The following is a 17,841-nucleotide window of genomic DNA, read 5'->3' as shown; positions in this document are numbered from 1 at the left end:
GCTTCTCTTCGAACATGGGCAAGATCCTGCCAGGGGCACACGGGCGACGAGGACCAGTTCGACTTCAACCCGGTGAACCTATGCGGTCACGGCACTAGGTAGGCACCCGGCTAGAAAGGTCCAGCATCGTTCAGGCCAGCTCGCTGAAGCGAAGCTCACCAAAATGGTTACGGCAGGCAACGGCGGCGCGATCTCGTGAAGAACCACGACCAGCAGGCCGAAATCGCGTCAGGCCGTCTTGGAACTGGTGCCTGATGCGTGCGTAGGCGCAGCCGATCAGATATGGCAGCACGTCAGATGCGCATACCACGAGCGAAGGCTCGCCACGCACTTCGCTAGGGGCATCGCCCGTACCGGCTCACCGTCCGACGTTGTTGACGAGTTTCTGCAGGGCTTCCCACGCGATGATCAGCGGGATTCTTTCTTGCTCAATCCTTCGCACCCGCGCCCACGTGGGATCGGTGAGGAGTTCGTAGAGCTCCCGTTCGTGTTTGGCGAGATGCATGAGGTTCTTTCGGTGTGAGGCCCGCAAAGCATTGCCTCGTGCATCGGTCGTTGTGCCGAAGCGTTCATAAGTCTCGAATGCGATCAGGTCCATGAAGATACTGGTGATGAGTATTCCGTGTTGGCGGAACTGGTTCACGATCTCGAATCCATCTGCGTCCATGTCGCCCCAGTACACGATGTGCTGGGCACTGGTGAGCCAGTTGAACGAAGAGATCGCGCTCGCGCCCGCGAAACCTGACCCTTCAACGGAGATACCCTTTCCCAAGGCAGGAAAGTGGATGGCTGTGTCCTTGTTCTCGGAGATGAGGACGACGTCTGGCAGGTAGGCAGGTGTCATGGCGTCATAAACCGTGGCGGAGTCATGTCGCCGCTTTCCGCTAGCGAGGTGATCGGGGTCCAGGTAGGTGAAATGGATTCGCTGAGGATGCTTTGGGAGAAGTTCGAGGGAATCGACCCCTGCGAGGTTTTGAACGAGATGCTTATGGGTGTTAAGCCACTTGGCGTGCAATCCTTCGATGGGGACCTGTCGGGGAGTGAGCCCGCTCGCCGTGTTGTTTGTGAACCAGGACGCCGCCGTGCAGAGCAAGTCGAAATTCACGTCCGAGTAGCTGTCGACGGCGCGCACGATCGTTGGGTGTTCCGCTGCTTGCGGGAACGCCGACCGCAGTTTGGCCAGCCGGGATCGGCCTCGTTGGATGCGCTTCCTCCACTCCGGTCCAAGGAGGTCGACGGCGGTGTCGAGGCTCGCGACAGACACGTGTGTGGGAATTGACTGGATGGTTCCATGTACCCGTCGTGGGCTCATAATGAGGGGAAGGCGGTGCTTATCTGCCCAGTCCCGCCATTCGAAAGTCTGATTAAGAACAGCGGCGAATCCTGCTTCAAGCTCCGGTTTGCTCAAGTTTCCGAGAGGAAACTGGTGCGGCCAAGCGTCTGACTCGCCAGCGATAGCGAGATGCCAAGTGGTGGCCACGCGTTTGCCTATATCGTGGAGTAAATGATCCGGGCTCTTCACGACGCGGCTCCGGTAGTAGGGGTCAACGGAGTAACGTACGAATAGCTAGTCTTATTGTCCTTGGTAACGGCCAGCAAGAGGTCCATGTAGGGCTCCAGAGCCGTCACCTTGTCCAGTGGCGCGCCGATGATGAGCTGAAAGCCCAAACCTTTCCACGCTTGGACGGCTCGACCTGCGAACTCAGAGTCGGACTTGATGAATCCCTCATCGAGAACGACCGGCGCGAAACGCGGCCGAGTACGGCTCTCGTCTCCGAGCTGGAAGCGGAGGGCGGCACCGACGATGAATGCCACAAGCTCTTGTGTCTCTCCTCCGCTCTTGCCTCCGAGCGATGCATAAGCGCTGATCTCTATGCCTTCGGTCGTCACACGGACTGCGGTGATCTCAACGTGCTTGCGGACATCGAGCAGATAGTCTCGCTGCGCTGTGCTCTTCGAGCCGCCTTCCGGTTTGCGGATCTGGTTTATGAATGTGCGCAGTTGCGTGAAGCGCGCTTCGGTCTGTTCATCGGTTAGTTCCTCCGTGGCACCCGATGACAGGAGCTTCAGTTCTCGGCGGAACTTCGTGATGGCATCGTGGTGAAGGCGACGCAGGACGATTTTCAGCCGGTCACGTCCTGCCCCGAAGGGCAAAGTGGCCAGGATTTCGTTGACCGGGTACAGCCGGTCCTCGATCTCCTCGATCGAACTGTCGAAGGCACCGTTAAGGGGCACCAGGTCCTCACCGCTCCATTTCGACAGGCGTCGTTTCCACTCCTGGCGGCGCTCGTGAAGGCCGGTGGTGACGATGTCGTCAAGGATTTCGCGATAGGCAGAGTAGGAGTCCAACGTCTGGCCGAGGTTCGGGTCGAGCCAGCGGCTCTGGAAGGTTTGAAAGATCCGTTCGAGCGAGGCGCGGGCCTTTTGCGCGTTGTCGCGCTCCTCTTTTAGCAGATGGGCGAGCCGTCCCCGTAGCCTTTTCACGCTGTCAGCGAAGCCTTTGAGATCTGATCGGTCGCCGACGCTGGCGAACTCGCTGTCCAAGCGGATGACGAGGTCCTCCGGTATCGGCGTCGAGTGCTCGCGCTCAATCTTGTCAACTTCTCTGCTGACCGAACCTTCTCGGTCAACGAACTTCGCGTATTCGGCGTCGAGGTCCTCGACCTCTCGTTCAGCGAGGTGCTTCGTGCGCTGTGTCTCCTCTTGGTCATGCGTCTTGCGTTGCTCCTCGCTTCGCAATACCCGCAGGATGTCGCTGTCGGCAAGGATGCGCGCGCGTTCCGCCGTTTTCTCCGCGATCTTGGCCTCAACGCCGGTGACGTCGATGGCCTGCCACTCTGTGTCAAGAACGAACTGGAATGCCTCCTTGCGCCGCCGCAGGTCCGTGATCGCGTTCCCGATGGCGGAGGCTTGGCTCGACATGCCGTCGAGCTTCGCGTGCAGAGCGTCGAGTTCCCCATCAATCTCGGCAAGGCGAGCTGTGTTGGAGAAACCAATGATGTAGCGGTCGCCGCGCAGGTTGCCATGTGCGCCTCGTTGGCCATGGCGGGTCTGGCCGTTGGGTGTGACGCACAGCCCACCGTTGCTGAGCTCAGCGGGGCTATCGACGCACAGGGCGTCGACGTTGGAGGCTCGGACGCGTTGTTGAACCCAATGCCCGAAGAGCGAATCCTTGAAGATCAGTTTTCCTGAGATCCGCCGAGGATCACCCTCGAATTCCTCGGGAAGGCCGAGGGGGACGCCCTCGAAGGTGATCCGGACGGGGATCTGGAGGGGGTCGATGGCACGGCTGAGTGAATCCAGGAAGTCTTCATCGACAAGCATGACCCTGGAGATCGCAGCGAGACTGACTTCTGCGGCTTTGCGCCACTTCTCCTCTCCAGGCGCGAGGTCAATGAGTTCGGCAACGAAGGGCAAGTCCTCAGCTGGAATGCCACATGCCTGGGCGATCATCACGCGCGCGTTGTGCAGGAGAGGTGGGACGAGTCCCTCACGCCCGGACAGGGACTTCTTTTCCTCTTTGAGCCGGCGCGCCTCCTCCTCCTGCGGAAACATGTCACGCCGCTTGGCCTGCTGCTGGTCTTCCAGATCTTTCACGACCTGATCAAAGGTTTCAGTGAACTGTGTGGCGGCGCTCCTGATCCGGACGAAGTCCTCTTGTGAGCGAATGGCGACCGCCAAAGCCTGGGTCCGATCGTCGAACCGCCGTCTCTTCTCGTGGGCCTGACCGAGTTCGCTCTCAAGCTGTTGCAAGTCGTGATGCAGCTTCTCGAGCGTGTCTCCGCCGTTCTCTCGGATCTGACGCTTCAGCGCTTCGATCTCGACCTTGAGGGCGGCTTCCGCGTCGAGGGCGTCAACGTATCTGCTGTGGGTCTGGTCGCGGCTCTTTCGATTGGCCTTCACGGCCTCGGCCAGGAGACGACGTTCGGTGGTCAGAGTCCACAAACGGAAGGGGGTGGCTCCATCGCGGGTGACTCCGAGCAGTTCGACCATGTCGGCGTTTGATGTCGCCTGTTGAAAGTCCTGATAGAGCCGCGGCAGATCCTGCAGGACCTTGGCTTTCTCGGCCACGGTGGTCATGGCGCCGTAGGTCCGCTCCAAGTCTTCGAAGTGGCTGATGGCCTTATCTGCAGCGGCGTACGTTGCGGGCTCCTCCAAGACCATGGACTTGTACAGGCCGTCCACGGTCTTGACCTGATGGCCGCTCTGGATGCGCGCCAGCAGTCGCAGTGCTTTGCCGCCTTCGCCGTTGGCCCCGATGCCCAGACGCGTGAACAGGGTTTGCTCGAACTCTTCGTAGCTGTCGTGGGGGACGATGCCGGGGAATCGTGCTTTGAGCGCTCGCTTGTCGAATCTGGATTCGGCTACGGAAGCCAGATCCCTCAAGTCGAGGTAGCCGTCCGTCGTCACCAGTTTCATGATGACGTCTCCGGGCCTCATGACTCCGCGAGCAACGTAGTACGCGCGCAGCGCTGTATATCGGCGCCCGTTGTCATCGACGAAGGTCATCGCCACTGCGCCCCAGGTGGGCCCGTCTCTGCCGCGTAGCACGCGGTCGTGGAGCTCGTCGGTTCCCTGCTGTCGGCTGGAGTCGGTCTTTCCTCTCAGGTAGGTGAGCAGGTTGCGCTGATCGACGCTCCTTGCTCGACCGGAGGTCGCCTCGTTGGAGGCCCCGTTGAACGATGTGGTCGAGGGCATCATCAACGCGATGTAGCCGTCGAGGAAAGTGCTCTTGCCCGTACCCGATGCGCCTGAGATGAGTGTCCCGTTCGGGGAGAACTCGACTTGGTGATGGTCTTGGAAACCACCCCAATTGACCATCTGAAAGGTGTCGGCCTTCCATTGTGTGGTTCCCTCGGTGGCTCCGTCGATGTACAGGAGCGGCTGCATCGTCACTCGGCGGCCTCCGACGCTAGTGTCTCATCGAGCACTTCGTTCGCTGGCTTGCTGTTTTGGCCGATGAGCCACTGCAACAGCTCGTTCAAACGCTCCATCGGTAGCAGCACCTCGATCACGGCGGAGATCCGGTAGCGGCTGCGGTCCGGCGTCTTCAGCAGGATCCGAGCCTTGACGATGTTCTCGATCGCGTTTCGGGCACGATTGGCGTCACCGGAGCGGTCGGTCGCGTGGGGCGGACGGAAACGCGCGACGGCTTGGAGGAGATCATCATGGTCCACCAGAACGTTCTCCAGACCTTCGGCCCGTTCGCTTCGAAAGCGCTGGCGCAGGAACACCAAAAGGATGGTTTCCTCTCGTGAGTAGGCCAGATCGTGTAGCAGCGTGGGGAATCGGCTGCCGCCCTCAGGTTGCGCTTGATGCTTGAACGCCACCTCGTAACGGCGATCAACATGTAGATCGAGGAAGAGGTCATTGAGCCGAGATTTGATGACAACCTCGGATTCGAGCAGCGTGCGCCACTCCGCAGGCTGCTGCGCACCGGAAATGTAACGGTGTTTGAGCAGGGCCACGAGTGCCTTGCGCTGTTCGAGCGTCAAGCCTCCCACATCTCCCTCGAAGAGGGACAGGCTCGCCTGCTCGGCATCGTCGAAGTCCTCACTGCGCAGATTCTGATCCCAGTCGTCGGTCACTGCTCCCACCTCGATCTCAAAGCCGCCAACGCGGCCGTCTCCTGCTCGTTGAGTGTCATGCGTGGTACTCGGAAGTCCCGCAGGCTACCGTCAGGACGGATGGTCTCGTAGAGCTCAGCTGACTGTTCGTGCTCCAGCACGTCGATCTGGGTGGCCATATGCAAAAGCCCGAGGATCTCCACCGGGCGCCGCAACTCTGGTTCAAGACCGTTGAAAGCCTCACCCACGGAGTCCGTTTTCCCGTCTGCGAATGCCGCGACGATAGCGAGTCGCAATTGCTCCAGCAGGGGGCCGCCTTGCATACGGATGTCTTCCAACGATGGCGGCTCTGGCGCATCGTGGGATGTATCCCCCAACGGGGGTGGCGGTGTTTCCACTCCAGGGTCGTAAAATCGTTCTCGCAGGTGGGTAATGTCCAAGGTCCTGGGCATCAGCTCAAGAGGGACAGCGGCGCGCGGCCCAGCACTCTGCATCCATGTCGCGAGTTCTTTGTTGATGTCTCGAAGCAGGACTTCGAGCTCGCGCTCCTTGATGATGTCGTGATTGACGATGTGCTCACGAAGTGTCGTGGTGAGTCTGCTCCGCTGGGAGAGCACGTCGTCGATGCCCTGGCGGATGACGCCTACCGTTCCGCGCAGGTAGTTCTTCTCCGCAGTCGTAAGTGCCACGGTGAAAGGGTGATCAAGGATGGCCTGCAGATCACTCTTGAGGTCGAGCAGGAGGGCGTCGTCTCGTAGCAAGGTGAACGCGCCTTCGAACGCCCGTCCTTCAGCCGTGGCCGACATCAACCGATCCGTCTTGGCGAGATACTCATCCAGCACCTCACCGATGGGGCGGTCGTCTTCCCGGAAACTACTGATGATCTGCCGGTGCATCTCCGTCACCGACTCCTCGACCCGCTTGAAGTCACTCGGCAATTGGTCGATCAGATCCGCAAGATCGAAGTAGCCTTCGAGCATCCGATCGTCGGAGGCCGCGAAGACGTCTCCGCCCTCCGCGAGTCGATCCCTCTCGGTTGTCAGTTGGACGATCTGGTCTTCGAGGCGCCGGATTCTGTCCTCGCGGACCGAACTGGCCTCGGTCGCCCAACGCCGAACGGTCTGCAGAATCGTCGTGAGCCGCGACTCGCTGAGCAGTGCACGATCTCGCGTCAGGCTATCAACAAGGGAAAGCGCCTCAAGGGCATGAGAGGTCAGCGAGTACTCTTCCTCGCCGGCATCGTTCGTCGATCTGTAGAGCCACTGGTCATTCATCCATTGCATACATAATGCCCGGCCGCTTCGATCTGGGACAGGATCTCCGATCGACAGTAACTCATCTCGATATGTGTCCACCTGGACATGCATGCGATCACACTGAACGCTCTGCCGGTCGCGGCTGAAGGAAGTCTTGAATACCGCCATAACGAAAGGGGCCCACTTACGGTCGAGTAGTTTCAGTGTGGGCTTGTCGAAGGCACCCATGACTCGCTTGAGCTCACCTGCGATATCACTCATCCGAAGTCTCCCGCTCCATGTGGCATCGCAAACGCTACAATCTGCCGTCAACATTCAAGGCGGGTTTCCCCATTTGACGCCGGAAACCCACGTGTCAACGGCAGCCCCTAGTGAGCTGACGTTCGGTAGGAACGATCTCTGCGTCGCCTGCTCAGCTGCCGCTAGAGGATTTTGGTCGACGGTATACGTAACGGCTGCGGTTCCACGGGGGTGCTGCTGGTGCCTCCACCTTCGCTGAGGAAACTGCTTACGGCATAAAAAAGCGAGAGCACCGCTGCTCCGGCATCCGGGGGCGCGAACAGGTGTGTCGTAGCGCTCGCCGACATCGCTGGGCGCATCAGCTGATCTGATCCGCGAGATCCAGCAGCCCCGACTGGGCGTGGTCGTAGATGAGAGCTTCGCGTTGGGAGGCGGTGAGCCAACGAGCTTCGGATCCAGCGGGCGTACGGTTGATCCACAAGACGTCGTCGACGGCCTCGGCGACGGCGTGCAGGTGGCTGATCACGGTGACAAGCTTGTCGCCGCTGCTTTCGGCGCGCAGCACGCTGAGCGCTGACGCCAGGGTCGCCGAGTCGAGTGCGCCGAAGCCTTCGTCGAGGAACAGAGAGCCCAGCCGGGCTCCGTTGCGGCTGTGCAGTTCGACCAGGGCCAGCGCCAGCGCCAGGGAGGCGAGGAAGGTTTCGCCGCCTGACAGGGTTTTGGGGCTGCGGGCCGTGCGCGTGGCGAGGCTGGCGATGCGGAAGTCGTCGGTGAAGCCGTACCGGCCAGATGACAGGCGGGAGAAGAGCTCGCTGGCGAGGATGAGCAGGGTGCGGGTTCGGCGCTCGGTCAGGTAGGTCAGGAATTTGCCATCGGCCAGTTGGCCGTGCAGCAGGGTGAGCATGTTGAGGTGGGAAGTTGCGCACTCAATCGCGTGATCAAGTTGTTCGGCGGGTTCGATCTGCGCGTGGGCGCGGCTAGCCAGGCTCATCTGTTCGGTATGGGTCTGACGGGCGGCTCCGATGGCCTCCGACAGCGGGGTCAGCGCCTGCGGTTCTCTCAGCGAGACGCCGCTGGCGAAGCGCACCAGAAGTCCAGCATGGTCGCCGCTTTCATCGTCGGTTTGGATGTGGCGGGCTTGGTCGTCCAGCCTGGCATGGCTAATGTTCAGCTTGGTGGTCACCTTGTCGTGCTCGGTCCGCAACTGTCGGACGAGGGCGGCGCTCGCGGCGGCGAGCGCGTCACAAAGCCGCTGCACTACTGGGACGCTCAGCTGTGCAACTTCAAGGGCCTCTACGGACGCCGGGACAGGTACGGAGTCGGCGCCGAGTAGCGCTTGGGCGCTGTGGAGCGTGCCACGGTGGGTGGTGGCAGCGGCGAGCAGTGCGGTGAGCGGGGCAGTGATGTCGGTCTGTCGCCGATGGTCGAGCCGGACCCGATCTGTCTCGATCTGCGCCAAGGTGGTCGTGGCCTGCTCCAACTCGCCTTGGGCCTGCGTAAGGTGTGTGCCGAGCTCCTCACACACTTGCATGGCCGCTGTGACGTCGACGTCGACGTCGACGTCGGTGACGGTGCTCGGCGTGGCGGGCAGCACAGCACGCACCGCAGCGGGCAGCCGATTCAGGCTTTTGTGCATGGTTTCGACGGCGATGGTGTGCTGGGCGTGGGCTTCCTTGTATGCCGTGTCCTTTTTGGTGTAATCGTCTTTGCGGGCTGTGAGGATCTGGGTCGCGCCGCGGGCATCGGCTGTTGCGGCGTGGGCCTTCTGCCAGGCGGCGGCCGCCGCCTCACTCAGCGACCGAGCCAGATGATGGGCGGGCGCGCACAGCGGCTCACTGAGCCGGGTAGCCAAGAGGTCGGCATCAGCGCCAGCGTTGCCCGCCTCGCGTGAGGTGTTGTGCACTAGCGCCTCTGTGTCTTCCTTCAAACGGTGGGTGAAGGCGTCGGCGTCATGGTGGGGGGCGGTGTCCGCTGGTGCCACCGTGGCCAGGTCTGGGCAGGCCGCGGCAGCCTGGGCTTCAGCGAGGCGCTCAGCGAGACGATCGGATGCGATGGTGTGATCGTCTGTGACGGTTGCCAGCCCCTGCTCGGCAGCTGTGACATCGTTCATGCCTTCGCGGAGGGCGTTCCCGGCTGCGCCAAAGGCTTCGCCGGCGCTCGTATGCGCCTTTTGCAGGGCATGGAGCCGAATCGGATCGAGAGGGGCGGGCGGCTGATATGCGGCCGGCAGGGGCTGTGCGCACACCAGGCAGCTGTCTCCGGCATGGAGCCCTTGGCCGGCGAGGTGCGCGGCTTCGGCTTGCTTGGCGCCTTCGAGGTCATGTGCCGCGGCGTGGAGAGCCGTTTGCGCGTCTTGATGCGCAGCGCGCAGCGCGGGAAGCCTCCGTTGCGCGGCGCCGTACGCGCTCGCGACCGCAGTCTTGGCCGCGGCGGCCTGTCCGACTGTGATGGCAGCCGCCAGGGCGGTTCGGGTCACATTCTGGAGTTTGGTGGCGGCGGTCACGGCGCGGTCGGCGTGGCTTTGGACGACCTCGGCGTGAGCTGTCATCTGTTCGGCCTGACGGTGACGTCGCTCAATGTCGACGGCCATGTCCTCGAGCTTGTCGTGGTCGTCGCTCAAGTCCTGCTGTTCGGTGGCCAGCCGGGTTTCGGTGTGGTGCAGTGTGGCCTGCCGGCTGGGAAGGTCGGCCAGCATGGCGCGGGCTGCGGCGACTGCATCGGCGGTGATGCCCTGTGTGGCCGCCTTGTCCAGAGCTTCTCGCGCGCGGGTGTAGTCGGTCCTGGTCTGTTCGTGTCGGCTGATCAGCTGCTGGGCGGTCTCGTCGAGGTTCTGCTCGGCCTGGGCGACAGCATCCAGCACCGTGGAGTTGGGTTGGCTAGCCGGATCCGACAGCTGCCGGATGGCTACATCGAGGTCGTTGAGACGGTCGGTGTGCTGGCGCGCCGTAGTTTGCAGCTGATTCATCGTCGACAGCGCGGTGCTCAGGCGGTCGGCCCGCTGTTGCGCGGTCTGGGCTGCGGCGGTGGCGTGTTCGGCGCTGGCGCGGGGATCGTCGAGGTAGCCGCGACGTGTGAGTTGTGCCTTATGTAGCAGTTCCCTGATGGTGTCGCGCCGTCGTTCGGCCCGGGCGCGGGTTGCTTCGAGGAAACGTGTGCCGAAGATGCCTTTGAGCAGCTCGGTGCGTTCGGTGTCAGTGGCGGTCAGCAGCCGGTCAAAGCGGCCTTGGGGAAGCAGGACCGCCGCCTGGAATTCATCGCGCCTGAGTTTGAGCAGGTGTTCGATGCGGCGATTGACGGCCCTGCTGTCGTCGATCTCTTCTTCGGTGTCCAGGTTTTGCAGCAGGTGCGTGCTCGGGCGACTGTTGGCGTAGTAGACGCGGCGTACGCGCCAGGTGTGGTCGTGGTGGGAGAAGGTCAGGTCGACGGTCATGCTGGTGGCGCCCTCGGCCACCAACTCCTTGACCTTGTTACTCCAGGAGGAGGCGCCGTACAGCGCCAGGGTGATCGCCTCCAGGATCGTGGTCTTGCCCGCACCGGTGTCGCCGAGGATGGCGATCAGGGACTTGCCGGTGAAGTCGAGCGTTTGTATCTGGCCGGGGTAGCTACGCAGGCCGCAAAACGTCAGGTGAAGTGGACGCATCGGGGTTTCCTCGGGGGTGCTGGGAGGTGGTCAGGGGTGGTCGTGGTGTGCGACCAGGGCGGCCTGGAGGATCTGCTCGACGGGATCGGGGACGTCATCCTCGTGATCGGTGGCCATCAGCAGATCGGCGAAGGCCTGCTGGAGCCGGTCAACGTGTTGCGGGGCAATGCCCGTCTCGGTGAGGTAATCGCGAAACAGGTCGGTCAGCTCAGGCTCGGGGTCAAGGGTGCTGTTCGCGTCAAGGACGGGGACGTCTTGCCAGCCAGGCAGTCGCTCGTCGAGGTCGACGATGGTCGCCTGCGGGATGATCGCATGCACCGCGGCGGACAAGCCCAGCCCGAGACCGGGGTCGTCGACCTCGATGATCGCCTTGACGAAGGCATCGCCGATCTGGTCGGCCTGGATTGCCAGGCGCTGCAGGTCGCCGGTGAAGTTCATCAACTGGCGGCCGGAGCGCAGCGCGATGGTCTCGACCTTGGTGGGGCGGCCCGGCGCGGCCTCGACCAGGACGACGCTCTTGGTTTCGCCTTCTTCGCCGAAGTCCAGCTGCAGCGGGCTGCCCGCATAGCGGGCGGTGATGCCCGTTCTGTTGATCGCCTGCGGTTTGTGGATGTGGCCCAGAGCGCAGTAGGCGACGTCCGGTAGTGCTTCGACCTCGCAGGCGTAGTTCTGGGTGATGTCGAGCGGCCGCTCGCTCCACGACGGCACGGCGCTCTCGACAAACAGATGAGCAGCCAGTACCAGGACATCTCGGCCGGGCACATATCCCTCGCGCAGGCCGGCCGTCAGCTCCTGCTGAATCTCGCGGAGGTATCGGGCATAGGCCAGGCCAGCCTCCTCAGGCCGCTGGAATCCGTCCACTGCCCGGTTACGGTGGACGAACGGAAGCGGAGCCAGCCGGATACGGTGACCGTCAGCAGCGGGAAAGGTCAGGATGCCGCCCTCGGCCGGCGTGCGGGCGGTATCGATGAAGCGCAGCCGTCGCGGCTCTGTTGAACCGGCGGGTAGCGCGTTGACCAGTGTGTCGAGGGCGCGCAGCAGCGTGGGCGAATCGTGGTTACCGCCGACGACGACCGTAGGCGCCACCTGGGCCAGTTCCACCAGGGCGCGGATGCCCAAGCCGAGGTCGGCTGCGGCCGGCTGGGCGCGGTCGAACAAGTCGCCGGTGTTCACGATGAGGTCAGGCTTGGTGTCGCGGGCAATATCGGCGATCTCGGCCAGGACGGCTTCGAACTCGGCGTACCTGCTGTGGTGGCCCACCACCGTCCGCCCGAGATGCCAGTCCGAGACGTGCAGCATCCTCATGGCTTGCTCCTGTCGTCATTGAGCTCATCAGTGCCAAGCGCCCAACACGTTACAACAAACTTTGGAATTCTTTGGAGGAATTTGGAAGCCTGGTAACCTCGGCCCCATGCAGAACAATGAAGAGACCTTGGACGAGCTGGAAAACCGGTTGGCACAACTGCGGCGTGCCCTGCGTTTGGCGATGGTGGAGCGCGATGCCGCGCGGGTGGCGCAGCTGCGCCAACAGTTGCACCGGGCAGAAAGCCTGTGGGAGGACAAGGCCGCCGCCGAGCAGCCCGTCTCGGCTGCCGACGCCTCGGATGCGTCCGCACCCGCACCGGTAAGTCCTGACGCACCGGTGTCCGAACCCGCGCTGGCGGCCCTGCTGCCCACTCGTGAGCAGGTCCACCAGACGCTGTCGCTGTTGGAAGTGCCAGCTGCGCCGAAGCTGATCACCGCGGTGCACGAGGCGTTCTTCCCGGGCGAGCTGCCCGCCTCCCGGCTGGCCAGTTTGCGGCGCGACGAGGAACGCTCTTACCGGTCGGCACCCAATGCCCGGCCGTACTATCTGTGCCCGGCCCTGACCGCCGACCGACTCGCTCCGGCACGCGCGCTGTTGACGGTGAGCACCTGGCCGCTGGAACGGCGCATCATGGGGGCCCACAGCCCCCGCGTGGACTTCCTCACCACCGCAACCAAAATCGCCTCCGCACTCATCTCGTACTCCCAGCTGGGCCCACGCTGGACACCGGACGCCCAGACTCGGGCCGAGCGCCTGCTACGCAGCTTCGCCGTCAGCATCCCCGGCGCACTCGGCCCGCCCACCCTCGCCGGGCATGTCCCAGCACTTGATCCCGATCAGGTGGGCGACGCGGCCAAGGCGGAACTGAGCGTGCATCTGGAGGTGGATCGCCGACAGCGCAGCGAGGCGGCCACCTGGGCCAGAGACCGGCTGTCAGAAGCCGAGCGCCTATTCGGTAATCGCCTGGCGTCCGTCCGTAACAGCGCGAGCGCGGACTAGATGGACTAAGTTCCGGACTCCACCCGATCGCGCGTCTTCCCCCATCCCTACGGCGCTCTCAGCAAGGTCACATCCTGGTGAACACCACAACAACGCGGCTCAACGCACTCAGAGGCGGCCAGCCGCCCGTCAATCACAACGCCCGCACCCTGGTCGGGCTGTCGGTCAATCCCGGCTGCGCCCGGCGTGCCCTTCTGGACGCCTGCGGCGCCGACAAGGGCACGGTGGCCCGCCAGGCAGGCCATCCGTGGCAGTTCGGCCAGTCGCGGTTCGCCCTGGCTCGAGGTAATGCCTTCGAGCAGCAGGTCAAGGAATACGGCGGCGCGCGCCTGCTCGCGCTGCTGCGCGAGAGCCTCGACCTGCCGGTCGAGCAGGTGGCCTACATCCCACTGAAAAGCGTCGGCGACAGCACCGGCCGAGAGCAGCGCTACCGCCAGACCTGCCGCGCACTGGTGGGCGCCGCCCGCGGTGGCCCTGACCCGGGCACGCTGTATGACCACCCGATGCTGCGGCTGAACGTCGGCGGCAACGACGTCTACCTCGAACCCGACCTCATCGCCTTCAAGATCGGCGATCGGTTCTACATCGTAGAGATCAAATCTTTCCCGGTCATCGACCGGCAGGCGAATGGCGCGCAAGTGGCGGCCGCCACGCGACAAGCCTCCATCTACGTGATCGCCCTGCAGGACCTGTTCGCCACCAACGGACTGGACCCGGAACTGGTGGCAACCTCGGTGTTCCTGGTGACACCGAAGGACTTCGGCAACACCCCGATCGCCACCCTCGTCGATGCCCGCAAACAGATCTCCATGCTCAACAGACAGCTGGCCCGCATGGACCGCATCGATATCCTTTTGGACCTGCTGCCGTCGGGGTTGACCTTCGACCTCGCCGTTGATACCACGGGCGTGCCTACCCGGCCCGCCGCGAACCTGGCCGCCGACCTGCGCCGGATCCCGGCTCGCTACCGGCCCGAATGCATGGCCCATTGCGAGCTTGCAGGCCTGTGCCGCGACGAGGCGCGCCAGAACGCCTCTCTCGACGTGTACGGGCAAGGTGTGGTCGACATCTTCGGCGGCGTCGACACGACACATACGGCACTGGCCCTGGCGGAGGGACGCCAGCCGAGTGACGATCAGGCTGGCGTGGCCCGCACCTTGCGACACGCCGAACGGCTGCGCGCCGCACTGGCCGAGGGCGCGGCATGAGTAGCCTCGCCGCACTCGCCCGGCTGCACGCCACCCGGCAGGGCCGTGCTGAGCGCCTGCGCCAGGTACGCCACCATCACCTCGTCGACGAGCCACTCGTTCTGGTCATCTTGACGATGGCCGGCGAGGCGGCCGCACCGTTGGCCTGCATGGTCGGCACCGGGCGCCGTCAGTCGACGCTTCTGACCGTCACCCAACCCCGTAACCGTGACCAGCGCCGGGCCTTCTACGCCCAGTTGGCCGCCGTCATCCTGCCCCACATCAGGCGACGGGAGAACACCCTGCAGCAGTTGCCCGCGCGGCCCGGCAAACCGCCCCGGCAACGGTGCGCGGACGCGCCGCAAATCATCGTCGCCAACCACGCCACCGTCGACTACCTGAGTCTGGTAGGGCGGTCCATCCGTTTCCAAGGACCGCCGAACACGACAGAAACCGACCCGTCGATCGCGCTGCTCGGCCGATGGCTCACCTTCTTCGCCGAGCGTGCCGAGTATCCCGGCTCGTCGATGCTGCTGCCCCTCACCGCGCAACTGGCCGCTCATTGGGCTACCGGCCAGAGCATCCTGGAGGATGAGAGCCTGTCGAAGCTGCTGGCCTGGATCGAGCCGCCGGCCGGGCTGACCGGTGTCCAGGCCGCGTTGCGAAGTGAGAACCCGGTGCTGTTTCCCCCCGCAGGGCCGGCGACCGACCCGACCTTCGACGCCGTGGAACTCGAACCGAGAATGATCACCCACCAGCAGGCGCTCGCCTCCGGTGACCACCTCACAGCGGCGAGGACGGCTACAGAGTTGCAGGACGCGCTGGCCAGCCAACTGCGGCCGACCTGGAATCAGGTATGGGACGGACTCGCGCTGCTACGCGCCATTCCGCAGGCCGCCCGATCCGTCCGTCGCTGGGAGGACGACCGTGACCACTTCACCTCCCACAGCCTCCACATCACCCGGGGCGGAGCACCACAGCCGGTGCACGACCAGGCCGTCGACGCCGCTCGACGCCTGGCCCGCCTGGAACGGGCCATCCACATGTTCGAGGACGAACAGGCGCTCGACGATCCCTTCGTGCTCGCCGAACGCCGCACCGTCGGCACCGCTTTCGCCGGCGTCGTGGTCGCACGCGAACCTGATCGCCAAGTGACCAGCGCCAAGGGCAGACGCATCCTGCGCCCACGTTTCACGATCCGCACCGAGGACCCGCCGCCCATCGCCCGCGACCAAGACCTGGTCGATCCTGAGCGCCCCCGCACCATCGTGCGCGTCCGCGAGGTCCTGCCCGAACAGCAAGACATGCACCTCATCACCGTAGAGGTCACCGCAGGCATGGGTTCGGTCAGCAGACCCGCAGCGGACGCCGTTCCCGAACTGGACGAGCTGGTCTGCTACACGGCTTGGCCCAGTCAATGGGGTGCCGCCGAGTTCCCCTCGCGTGAACAGACCCCCTGGACGCACACCGGGCCGTCCGCACCCCAAACGTTCACCGACCTGTCGGAAGCCGAGCAGACATGACGTCCACCCCACCCGACCCGGCCCTCGCCTCCCAAACGGCCGTTCAGACCATCCTCGCCGATCTTGAGACCATCGGCCGCACCGACGCCGGCCGCGGTGTCGTCGTGGACTCCCCGCCGGGCGCCGGCAAGACCACGCTGGTTCGCCGTGCGGCCCGGGAACTCGTGGCGGCAGGCGAATCAATCATGATCATCGCGCAGACCAACAACCAGATCGACGACCTGACAGCCGGTCTGGCCGCCGACGATCCGACCCTGCGCATCGGGCGCATCAGCGGTGAAGACTACGCCGCCGGCCGCAGCCCGCTGCGGAGCCTGAGTAACGTAGCCATCGAGACGAAGATCGACGAGCTGCGCGGCTGTGACATCGTGCTGGGGACAGCCGCCAAATGGGCTCGGGTCAAGGACCATCGTCAGCGCTGGGCCATCGTCGATGAGGCCTACCAGATGCGATCCGACGCGCTGTTGCTGGTGGCCTCCCAGTTCGAGCGTGGCCTGTTCGTCGGTGACCCCGGCCAGCTCGACCCCTTCACCACCGTGACCACCGAACGGTGGACGGGCCTGACCTACGACCCCCGCCACAACGCCGTCGACGTCCTGCTGGCACACAACCGTGACGCCGTCATCGAACGTCGGTTGCCCGTCTCCTGGAGACTGCCGGCCAGCGCGGCCACCCTCATCGCCCCGGCCTTCTACCCCTATACCGCCTTCACCGCTGGCGTCGCCAACGGGGTGCGGGAGCTGCAGTTCACCACCTCCAGCCTGCGATCCCCGCTGGATGACACCCTGGACATGGCCCGCCGGACCGGCTGGGCCCTGCATCAGCTCCCCGCCCGGCACACCCAACGTACCGACAGCGACGTGGCCCGCGCAGCGGCCGACCTCGCCGCACGCCTGCTGGCGCGCGGTGCCGCCGAACGCTGCGAACATCACCCCGCCGGACGGCGCCTGACTCCTGCCGACGTGGCGATCGGCGTCGTGCACCGCGACCAAGCCGAGCAGATCAAGTGGCTGCTGCCCCGCACCAACGTTCCCGGCGCCGATCAGGTCGTTGTCGACAACGCCAACCGTCTGCAAGGCAGGGAATTCGAGGTGGTCATCGTCGTGCATCCGCTGTCCGGCCGACGCGATGCAACCGCCTTCCACCTGGAAGCGGGCCGGCTCTGCGTGCTCACCTCACGTCACCGGCACGCCTGCATCATCGTCGCCCGCGCCGGCATCACCCATCTCCTCGACGCCCACTCCGCCATCGACCCAGTGCATCTCAACGTCCCCGTCAAATTCCCCGACGGATGGGAAGCCCACCACACAGTACTCAGCCATCTGGAGCAGCACACGATCGTTGCACCGGACTGAGGTGCATGCCAACGGCTCACGCAGAGCAGGGATCTCGACGTCCCTGCCCACAGAGAGACGAGATGGTCGCCGCGGGACTTTCAGCGTAACCGCGCTTCATCGGCAGGATCTACGCATTTCATAGTCATACGCCGCCGGGAGCGCGATATGCAACCGCGCTGAGATTGAGATGTACCTCACCGTAAGGGCACACATTCAGCCAGTACATCGGGGGTCAGGCCACGACGGTTGACCGGGGTGAGTTTAGCCGCCCATGTCCCTTCGGCATTCCCCAGGTGAGTGTGCCATAGAAGGCGATGCTGCCCGCCACTAGCGCCTTCCCCTGGTGGTTGGCCGCGTAGATCACCTCCGCCGTGGTCGCGTCGTACACTACGAGCTCCACCGTGTCACCCGAAAAGGGGTTCCAGCCGCCCACGACGTAGGCGCCGGCCGGGCTAGTGCTCTGTGAGGTGCCTCGGTGATTCCGGACAGCCGTCTTATGGTCGTAGCCTATGCGGCTACTCGGGTTGAAAGGGATTCGTTGAGTACTTCGAGAGGCGGCCGGTAGCTGAGTGCCGAGTGCAGGCGCCGGTGGTTGTAGAACCCTTCAATGTAGCGGATGACCTGCCGTCTTGCCTTGGCTCGGGTGGTGAAGACGAAACGGTGCAGCCATTCGTTCTTGATGGTGCTGAAGAACGACTCGGCCATCGCGTTGTCGTAGCAGACTCCGGTGCGGCCGACCGAGTGGCGGACCCGCAGGCCGGTCAGGAACCGGTCGAACTCCTCTGA

12 protein-coding genes are annotated in these 17,841 nt (G+C 64.1%); 4 read left to right on the top strand and 8 right to left on the bottom strand.

Annotation, left to right across the window (positions count from 1 at the left end; all coding sequences use genetic code 11):
* Positions 1–358: 358 nt before the first annotated feature.
* From IG98_RS47870 to IG98_RS0141970, 6 genes are all read right to left on the bottom strand, one after another.
* A complete protein-coding gene (locus tag IG98_RS47870) occupies positions 359–1,522 on the bottom strand; it encodes a Wadjet anti-phage system protein JetD domain-containing protein (RefSeq protein ID WP_084196049.1) in 1,164 nt (387 codons plus the stop codon).
* The gene (locus IG98_RS0142005) at positions 1,519–4,890 is read right to left on the bottom strand and encodes an ATP-binding protein (RefSeq protein ID WP_051753657.1); all 3,372 of its coding nucleotides are present in this window, start codon (positions 4,888–4,890) and stop codon (positions 1,519–1,521) included. Before IG98_RS0142005 ends, IG98_RS47870 begins: the two co-directional genes overlap by 4 nt.
* 2 nt (positions 4,891–4,892) lie before the next feature.
* Positions 4,893–5,588, bottom strand: a complete 696-nt coding sequence (locus IG98_RS0142000) for a DUF4194 domain-containing protein (RefSeq protein WP_051753656.1) — start codon at positions 5,586–5,588, stop codon at positions 4,893–4,895.
* A complete protein-coding gene (locus IG98_RS0141995; RefSeq protein ID WP_051753653.1) occupies positions 5,585–7,084 on the bottom strand; it encodes a DUF3375 family protein in 1,500 nt (499 codons plus the stop codon). The genes IG98_RS0142000 and IG98_RS0141995 overlap by 4 nt, the downstream gene beginning before the upstream one ends.
* 337 nt (positions 7,085–7,421) lie before the next feature.
* Positions 7,422–10,703 carry an AAA family ATPase gene (locus tag IG98_RS47865; RefSeq protein ID WP_051753652.1) on the bottom strand — a complete coding sequence of 1,094 codons (3,282 nt, stop codon included), beginning with the start codon at positions 10,701–10,703 and terminating at the stop codon, positions 7,422–7,424.
* A 30-nt stretch (positions 10,704–10,733) separates the two neighbouring features.
* A complete protein-coding gene (locus IG98_RS0141970; protein WP_051753650.1) occupies positions 10,734–12,008 on the bottom strand; it encodes a metallophosphoesterase family protein in 1,275 nt (424 codons plus the stop codon).
* Between the two features lie 106 nt (positions 12,009–12,114).
* On the opposite strand from IG98_RS0141970, the gene IG98_RS0141965 reads away from it, so the two are divergent.
* From IG98_RS0141965 to IG98_RS0141950, 4 genes are all read left to right on the top strand, one after another.
* Complete coding sequence (locus IG98_RS0141965; protein WP_030925764.1) at positions 12,115–13,008, top strand: hypothetical protein; 894 nt, start codon at positions 12,115–12,117, stop codon at positions 13,006–13,008.
* A 77-nt stretch (positions 13,009–13,085) separates the two neighbouring features.
* The gene (locus tag IG98_RS0141960; RefSeq protein ID WP_030925761.1) at positions 13,086–14,216 is read left to right on the top strand and encodes a hypothetical protein; all 1,131 of its coding nucleotides are present in this window, start codon (positions 13,086–13,088) and stop codon (positions 14,214–14,216) included.
* On the top strand, positions 14,213–15,718 hold the full coding sequence (locus IG98_RS0141955) for a hypothetical protein (protein ID WP_030925759.1): 1,506 nt from the start codon (positions 14,213–14,215) through the stop codon (positions 15,716–15,718). Before IG98_RS0141960 ends, IG98_RS0141955 begins: the two co-directional genes overlap by 4 nt.
* A gap of 104 nt (positions 15,719–15,822) precedes the next feature.
* Positions 15,823–17,073 (top strand): AAA domain-containing protein, encoded by a 1,251-nt coding sequence (locus IG98_RS0141950; protein WP_245651937.1) that lies wholly within the window; start codon positions 15,823–15,825, stop codon positions 17,071–17,073.
* Between the two features lie 214 nt (positions 17,074–17,287).
* Here IG98_RS0141950 and IG98_RS51585 read toward each other — a convergent pair whose 3' ends face one another.
* Both IG98_RS51585 and IG98_RS0141940 read right to left on the bottom strand, forming a co-directional pair.
* Positions 17,288–17,455 (bottom strand): hypothetical protein, encoded by a 168-nt coding sequence (locus IG98_RS51585; protein ID WP_157594847.1) that lies wholly within the window; start codon positions 17,453–17,455, stop codon positions 17,288–17,290.
* A gap of 107 nt (positions 17,456–17,562) precedes the next feature.
* On the bottom strand, positions 17,563–17,841 hold a 279-nt coding region (locus tag IG98_RS0141940), incomplete at its 5' end, for an integrase core domain-containing protein (protein WP_030925754.1).

Source organism: Streptosporangium amethystogenes, from assembly GCF_000721075.1.
Classification (GTDB): Bacteria; Actinomycetota; Actinomycetes; order Streptosporangiales; family Streptosporangiaceae; genus Streptosporangium; species Streptosporangium amethystogenes.
Note: the sequence above shows the minus strand (reverse complement) of the source record. Positions and strands in the feature narration are given on the sequence as shown.

Coding starts and splice junctions, on each gene's coding strand:
- IG98_RS0141955 (WP_030925759.1), top strand. CDS start 14,213: ATGAGTAGCCTCGCCGCACTCGCCCGGCTGCACGCCACCCGGCAGGGC.
- IG98_RS47865 (WP_051753652.1), bottom strand. CDS start 10,703: ATGCGTCCACTTCACCTGACGTTTTGCGGCCTGCGTAGCTACCCCGGC.
- IG98_RS0141970 (WP_051753650.1), bottom strand. CDS start 12,008: ATGAGGATGCTGCACGTCTCGGACTGGCATCTCGGGCGGACGGTGGTG.
- IG98_RS0142005 (WP_051753657.1), bottom strand. CDS start 4,890: ATGCAGCCGCTCCTGTACATCGACGGAGCCACCGAGGGAACCACACAA.
- IG98_RS0141995 (WP_051753653.1), bottom strand. CDS start 7,084: ATGAGTGATATCGCAGGTGAGCTCAAGCGAGTCATGGGTGCCTTCGAC.
- IG98_RS0141965 (WP_030925764.1), top strand. CDS start 12,115: ATGCAGAACAATGAAGAGACCTTGGACGAGCTGGAAAACCGGTTGGCA.